The sequence below is a fragment of the Yoonia sp. genome (genome assembly GCF_965660735.1).
In the GTDB taxonomy this organism is placed as follows: Bacteria; Pseudomonadota; Alphaproteobacteria; order Rhodobacterales; family Rhodobacteraceae; genus Yoonia.
This window is the reverse complement of sequence record NZ_CBFIBD010000066.1, coordinates 1-6652: the sequence shown is the minus strand read 5'-3', so window position 1 is coordinate 6652 and position 6652 is coordinate 1. Positions and strand designations below refer to the sequence as shown.

Sequence of the window (6652 nt, the reverse complement as noted above, 5' to 3'; positions counted from 1 at the left end):
ATTCAGGATCTGATCCTGCCCTTAAGGGGTGGTCAGGTGTGATATTGCCTGTTCCAGGGTGCTGTCGCGTCCGGTATGGGCACCAGCCACATCCACGGCAACCGCTACATCCGGCGCAATCCCCCCACCTGCGAATGTTGCGCCATTCGCATCGCGTATGCGCTGGTGTGACAGCCCCAGTTCCCAACCGTTGGGCAGGGTAAAGAGAGCCACACCCGACATCGCCCCTGCGGTTGGTGTGCCCATCAGCGTGACCTGCGGCAGGGTCGGCGGATCCGGTGGTAAAGCCTGATGTCAGGACCACGGTCCGCTGATCAAGATGAAAACGGCCCTCCGGTTCCAACCTGACACGAAAGGGGGGTGTTTCGCCTGCCCGGGTGCGCGTGGTTCTTGTCAGGACTGGCCGGGTCTGGTCACTGAAATAGCGGGCATAGGTCAGGGCGGCGTCATCGGCCCCACCAGGGGTATAGCGTGCATCAAGGATGATTCCGTCCGCCGCCGCAAAGGCAAGCGCAATTTCGGCAAATCCGTTGCGGGCCTGATCCTGCGCAGTGACATTGAAACCGCCGCTTGTATCCATATGGGCCAGATAGACATAGCCGATCCCCGGCGCAGCCCACCCATACAGAAGGCCAGTATTCGCGACCGGTGTCAGATCACCGACCTGCGCAAGCGTTGCATCCCTGACCATATGCCGGTCATCGAACCAGTCGGGACGCACCGCAGGGGAATATACCGCGCCGCCGGGCGTTCGCAGTGTCAGTCGCGCGTCGTCAAGGCCGTCAAGCGTGGCTTTGAACAGGTCCAACAGCGCCGCCTCTGTCAGCACCGTATCGGCAGCGGGGCGCAAGCTTCTGCGCCGTGCTGCCCAATCCACCTTGTGCAGGTCGAACAACGCATAATGTTCCGCCATCGCCTGCCACAGCACATCGAAATTTTCCCGTGCGCTGCCCGGTGTTGGCGGTGTCTGCGGGCAGGTTGCGGGCAGACCCTCCGTCGGGTCGGCCATGATCGGGCCCAGGGTGCCGCCCGCATCAATCCGGAGCCGGTCGCCATCGCGTGCAAGCGTAATGTCCTGCGTGGCGTGGATCAGCCATGTATTGGCCGGAATACGTCGTGCGTGGTGGCAGCTGATGTCTGTTACCTGATAGATGTCGATCACGGCCCGACCGATATCGAACCGCAGCCCATGGCCATCGGTGGCCCATGTGCCCCGGATGTCCTTGCCGGGCATCGTGACCAGCCAACTGGCCCCCAAAACCAAAGCACCCAGCCCGATCAGCCAAAGCGTCCACCGCAGTGGCGCGATCATGTCGCCATGGCGTCAAGGATGCGTGCCCACGACCTGATTCCCTTGTGGAACGAAGACAGGTCGTATTTTTCGTTGGGCGAATGGATCGCATCGTCATCCTTGGCAAAGCCGATCAACATCGTGTCCATGTTCAGGATGGTCTTGAAATGTCCCGCGATCGGAATCGACCCGCCGCTGCCCACAAAGGCCGCAGGGTTCGGCCATTCATCCGACAAGGCCTGACGCGCCTGATCAAAGGCCGGGTGGGTCGTGGTCATCTGGCTGGCAGGGCTGGCGCCATGCCCCCTGAAACTGACGCTGCAATCTGGCGGCAGCATGTCCTGCACCATCTTGCGGAAACTGTCGCGAATCTTGTGCGGGTCTTGCTGACCGACCATTCGGAAACTGATCTTGGCATGGGCCTGCGATGGCAGCACCGTCTTGAACCCGTCGCCGGTGTAGCCGCCCCATATGCCGTTGACCTCGCAGGTGGGTTGCGACCAGACCATTTCCAGCGGGCGGCGGCCTGCCTCGCCGGCGGGTTCCGACAGGCCCACCTCGCCCAGAAACGCCCTTTCATCGAACCCCAGCGCGTCCCATGCGGCGGCCAGATCATCGGACAATTCCGGCACACCATCATAGAAATCGGGCACGGTGATCCGCCCGTTGGCATCGTGCAAGGCGGCGATGATCCGGGTCAGAACGCGGATCGGGTTCATCGCGAGCCCGCCATACATCCCCGAATGCAAGTCCTTGTCAGGACCGGTGATTGTGATTTCCTCGCCCAGAAGGCCGCGCAGCTGGGTGATGATGGCTGGCGTGTTTTCGTCGTAAAGCCCGGTGTCGCAGATCAGCGCGATATCGGCGGTCAGCTCCTTGGCGTTTTCCTCCATGAAGGGCACAAGTGAGGGCGATCCCGATTCCTCTTCACCCTCGAAGAATAGCGAGATATTGGCGGGCAGCGTGCCATGCACGGCCTTCCATGCGCGGCAGGCCTCGACGAATGTCATCAGCTGGCCTTTGTCATCAGATGCACCTCGCGCCCTGATAACCTTTCCTTTGGGCGTGTCCTGCACCTGCGGATCGAACGGGTCATTCTGCCAAAGAGCAAGAGGATCAGCGGGTTGCACGTCGTAATGCCCGTAAAACATAACGTGCGGGCCTTCGCCGCCGCTGTGCGCCACGACCATCGGGTGGCCGGGTGTCGCGCGCTTGGACGCCTTGAAGCCGATCGAAAGCAGATCGGCGACCAACCAGTCGGCGGCGGTGTCGCAATCATTCTTATAGGCCGGATCCGTCGAAATGGACGGGATGCGCAACAGCTCCATCAGGCGGGCAGTCGCCTTGGGCAGATCGTTATCGATATGGGTCAGGACAGGTTCGAGGGGCATATGCGGCACCTTTGGCTTTTTGTTTTCCCGCGCAGCGTTGTCGTGTTTGGCCCGAACGTCAATGGGGGCAGGGCATTACCGCAAATCATCTTCGATGAGGCCGAACGCACGGCGGTGTCGCAACAACACAGGGGCGACACATTGTAGCGTATTGCCCGGTGCGGTTCCGCCCTATATGACCCTTAGAACGATTCAAACATCATCGGTTTGAGACGCCAAAGAAGGATAAGCCAGTGGAATACTCCGCCCAACTGGACGCAGCCCTGCAACGGTTGCATGACGAAGGCCGGTACCGGACCTTTATTGATATCGAACGCAAGCGGGGGCAATTTCCCCATGCGGCCTGGCGCAAGCCTGACGGGTCTGATGCGCCCGTGACCGTCTGGTGCGGGAACGACTACCTTGGCATGGGGCAGCATCCTGCTGTGCTTGCGGCAATGCACGAGGCGATTGATGCCACCGGTGCGGGATCTGGCGGCACGCGCAACATTTCCGGCACGACCGTCTATCATAAACGGCTGGAGGCCGAACTGGCCGATCTGCACCGCAAGGAAGCCGCGTTGCTGTTCACCAGCGCCTATATCGCCAATGACGCCACGCTAAGCACGTTGCCCAAGCTGTTTCCGGGGCTGATTATCTATTCCGATGCGCTGAACCACGCGTCGATGATCGAAGGTGTGCGCCGCAACGGCGGAGCCAAGCGGATTTTCCGCCACAATGATCCCGACCATCTGCGCGAATTGCTCGCCGCCGATGACCCTGCCGCGCCCAAGCTGATTGCCTTTGAATCGATTTATTCGATGGATGGTGATTTCGGCCCCATCGCCGAGATCTGCGATCTGGCCGATGAATTTGGCGCGCTCACCTATATTGATGAGGTCCATGCCGTTGGTATGTATGGCCCGCGCGGTGCCGGTGTGGCCGAACGTGACGGGCTGATGGGGCGGATCGACATTATCAACGGAACGCTGGCCAAAGCTTACGGCGTCATGGGAGGCTATATCGCCGCATCAGCGAAAATGTGCGATGCGATAAGGTCTTACGCGCCGGGGTTCATCTTTACCACCAGCCTGCCACCAGCCATTGCAGCCGGGGCCGCAACGAGCGTCGCGCATCTGAAAACCGATCAGACGTTGCGGGATGCGCACCAGTCGCAGGCCGCTATCCTGAAATTGCGGCTGAAAGGGTTGGGGTTGCCGATCATCGATCACGGCAGCCACATCGTGCCGCTGATCGTGGGCGATCCCGTGCACACCAAAAAACTGTCGGACATGCTGCTTGCTGATTTTGGCATCTACGTGCAGCCGATCAATTTCCCCACGGTGCCACGCGGGACAGAGCGGTTGCGCTTTACACCGTCGCCCGTGCATGGCCCGCGAGAAATGGATGCACTGGTTGGGGCGCTCGATGGGCTATGGTCACATTGTGCGCTGAATCGCGCCGACTTGGCAGGTTAACATCTTTTCAAGATATGCATGACGCTTGCCGATATGGTATCGCTGGTTAAGGCGGTCGCTGTTTCTTGATTCGAAGCAGTGGGCGCTTAGGGGCAGTAAGCGACGGGACAGTCGATGATCGGTAAGGGCTTCAGGCGTGCAGGCGCAACTGAGGACGTTCAAGCCAAAGGGTTTGACGACTACGATCTGCGTCTTGGTGATATCATGCGCGGCGAACGTGCGACCATGGGTAAAAGCCTGCTGGACGTGCAGCGCGAGTTGAAGATCAAGGCATCCTACATCGCTGCAATCGAAAATTCCGATCCTTCGGCATTCGACACGCCCGGCTTTATCGCGGGGTATGTGCGGTCTTACGCCCGTTATTTGACGATGGACCCTGATTGGGCGTTTGATGTGTTTTGCCGCGAAAGCGGATTTGCAACCGCCCATGGCATGTCGGCGCAGGCGTCATCGGTCAAGGCCAGACCGGATGAACAGATGATCGGCGCATTTGGCAAAGACATCTTTTCATCCTCGGCGACGCCTTTCGTGCCCGCAGGCGAGGCCATGCTGTCAGGCATAGAGCCGCGCGCGATTGGATCGGTCGCTGTCATGCTCGCCCTGATTGGCGGGTTGGGCTACGGTGGCTGGACCGTCCTGCAAGAGGTGCAGAAGGTGCAGTTCGCGCCCGTTGAACAGACACCGGTTGTTCTGTCGGATATGGACCCGCTGGCGGGTGCCCGCAACGGTCGGGATGTCGGCGATCCTGTGGCCGGCTTTGATGCCCCTGCAAGTGATGGGCTGGACCGTCTTTACCGGCCACAGGCGCTTGACGTGCCGGTGCTGGTGGCACGTGATGCGCCTATCTCAACCCTGAGCCCCGGATCAATCGGTGCGTTGATCCCTGAAGCTGCCGTCTCACCCGCCCCCCCGCAGATCGCGGATTTGCCCGCCCCCGCGTTTCCATCCATTCAGGTTGTCGAACCGCCGGTGCCGGAACTGCAGTTGGTCGCCGTGCGGCCCGCGTGGGTGCGTGTGCGCGCCGCCGATGGCACGGTGATCTTCGAAGGCGTGATGGAACCCGGTCAGAACTTTGTCGTGCCTCCGACCGAAGAGCCGGCAACGCTGCGTGTTGGTGAAAGTGGGGCCATGTATTTCGCCATCAACGGCACACATTACGGCCCGGTCGGGCGCAAGGGGGTGGTGACGTCGAATGTGGTGCTGACGACGAACAGCCTGACAGAGACCTATGCGGTTGCCGATCTGTCGTCTGATGATGATCTGGCCACGATCGCGAATTTCGCCGCCGTTGTGACGGACCAATAATCGCACCTTGCAACGGTTGCTGCGCTGCGGTTTGCCGCTTAGGTTAAGGTCAACCGAGCCTTTGAAAGCAGCCTTGCATGTCCCTGAACCATATCCGCCCATGGCGCAATATCTACCGCCGCAAGTCCCGCCAGATCATGGTGGGCAATGTTCCTGTTGGCGGCGATGCACCGATCACCGTGCAGACCATGACCAACACGCTGACAACGGACGTCAAAGGCACGATCGCCCAGGTGCAGGCAGCGGCGGATGCAGGGGCGGATATCGTCCGCATCTCTGTCCCCGACGAGGCCTCGAGCCGTGCGCTGCGCCAGATCGTGCCCGAGGTATCTGTGCCAATCGTGGCCGACATCCATTTCCATTACAAACGCGGGATCGAGGCCGCAGAGGCCGGGGCCGCCTGTTTGCGCATCAACCCCGGCAACATCGGTGACGAAAAACGCGTGCGCGAGGTCATCAAGGCCGCGCGCGATCACAACTGTTCGATCCGCATTGGCGTGAACGCGGGGTCACTGGAAAAGCATCTGCTGGATAAATACGGCGAACCTTGCCCTGATGCGATGGTGGAATCGGGCCTTGATCATATCAAGATCCTGCAAGACAACGACTTTCACGAATTCAAGATTTCCTGCAAGGCGTCTGACGTCTTCATGGCCGCTGCCGCCTATCAGCAACTTGCCGATGCGACGGATGCCCCGATCCATCTGGGGATTACCGAGGCGGGCGGCCTGACATCCGGCACGATCAAGTCGGCCATTGGCCTTGGCAACCTTTTATGGATGGGGATCGGCGACACGATCCGCGTCAGCCTGTCCGCCGATCCGGTAGAAGAGGTCAAGGTCGGCTATGAAATCCTCAAATCACTGGGCTTGCGTCACCGTGGCGTGAACATCATTTCCTGCCCGTCCTGCGCGCGGCAGGGGTTTGACGTCATCAAGACGGTCGAGGCGCTGGAAAAACGGCTGGAACACATCAAGACGCCCATGTCGCTGTCGATCATCGGTTGCGTCGTGAACGGCCCGGGCGAGGCGCTGATGACCGACGTCGGCTTTACCGGCGGCGGGGCCGGATCGGGCATGGTCTATCTTGCGGGCAAGCAAAGCCACAAACAGTCGAACACCGACATGGTGGATCACATCGTGGAGCAAGTGGAAAAGAAGGCAGCCGAGATCGAATCCCAGGCCGCTGCGGCAGAGTAGGGCGGGGTT

General features: G+C 60.5%; 5 protein-coding genes. 3 read left to right on the top strand and 2 right to left on the bottom strand.

The genetic code is table 11. The features are described from left to right. Together ACTG4B_RS15110 and ACTG4B_RS15105 are read right to left on the bottom strand one after the other, a co-directional pair. A partial coding sequence (locus tag ACTG4B_RS15110; RefSeq protein WP_439156531.1) for a S41 family peptidase occupies nucleotides 1–1312 on the bottom strand: 1312 nt, incomplete at its 3' end. Next, on the bottom strand, nucleotides 1309–2682 hold the full coding sequence (locus ACTG4B_RS15105) for a M20/M25/M40 family metallo-hydrolase (RefSeq protein ID WP_439156530.1): 1374 nt from the start codon (nucleotides 2680–2682) through the stop codon (nucleotides 1309–1311). The genes ACTG4B_RS15110 and ACTG4B_RS15105, both read right to left, overlap by 4 nt. 233 nt (nucleotides 2683–2915) lie before the next feature. On the opposite strand from ACTG4B_RS15105, the gene hemA reads away from it, so the two are divergent. From hemA to ispG, 3 genes are all read left to right on the top strand, one after another. Further along, on the top strand, nucleotides 2916–4139 hold the full coding sequence (gene hemA / locus ACTG4B_RS15100; protein WP_439156529.1) for a 5-aminolevulinate synthase: 1224 nt from the start codon (nucleotides 2916–2918) through the stop codon (nucleotides 4137–4139). 114 nt (nucleotides 4140–4253) lie between these two features. After that, complete coding sequence (locus ACTG4B_RS15095) at nucleotides 4254–5444, top strand: helix-turn-helix domain-containing protein (RefSeq protein ID WP_439156528.1); 1191 nt, start codon at nucleotides 4254–4256, stop codon at nucleotides 5442–5444. 77 nt (nucleotides 5445–5521) lie between these two features. Then, nucleotides 5522–6643: a flavodoxin-dependent (E)-4-hydroxy-3-methylbut-2-enyl-diphosphate synthase gene (gene ispG / locus ACTG4B_RS15090; RefSeq protein WP_439156527.1), complete on the top strand. Its 1122-nt coding sequence runs from the start codon at nucleotides 5522–5524 to the stop codon at nucleotides 6641–6643. The last annotated feature ends 9 nt before the right edge of the window (nucleotides 6644–6652 follow it).

Bases quoted from the DNA above. Each gene is read 5' to 3' on its own strand.
- ACTG4B_RS15105 (WP_439156530.1), bottom strand. From the start codon at position 2,682: ATGCCCCTCGAACCTGTCCTGACCCATATCGATAACGATCTGCCCAAG.
- ACTG4B_RS15095 (WP_439156528.1), top strand. From the start codon at position 4,254: ATGATCGGTAAGGGCTTCAGGCGTGCAGGCGCAACTGAGGACGTTCAA.
- ispG (WP_439156527.1), top strand. From the start codon at position 5,522: ATGTCCCTGAACCATATCCGCCCATGGCGCAATATCTACCGCCGCAAG.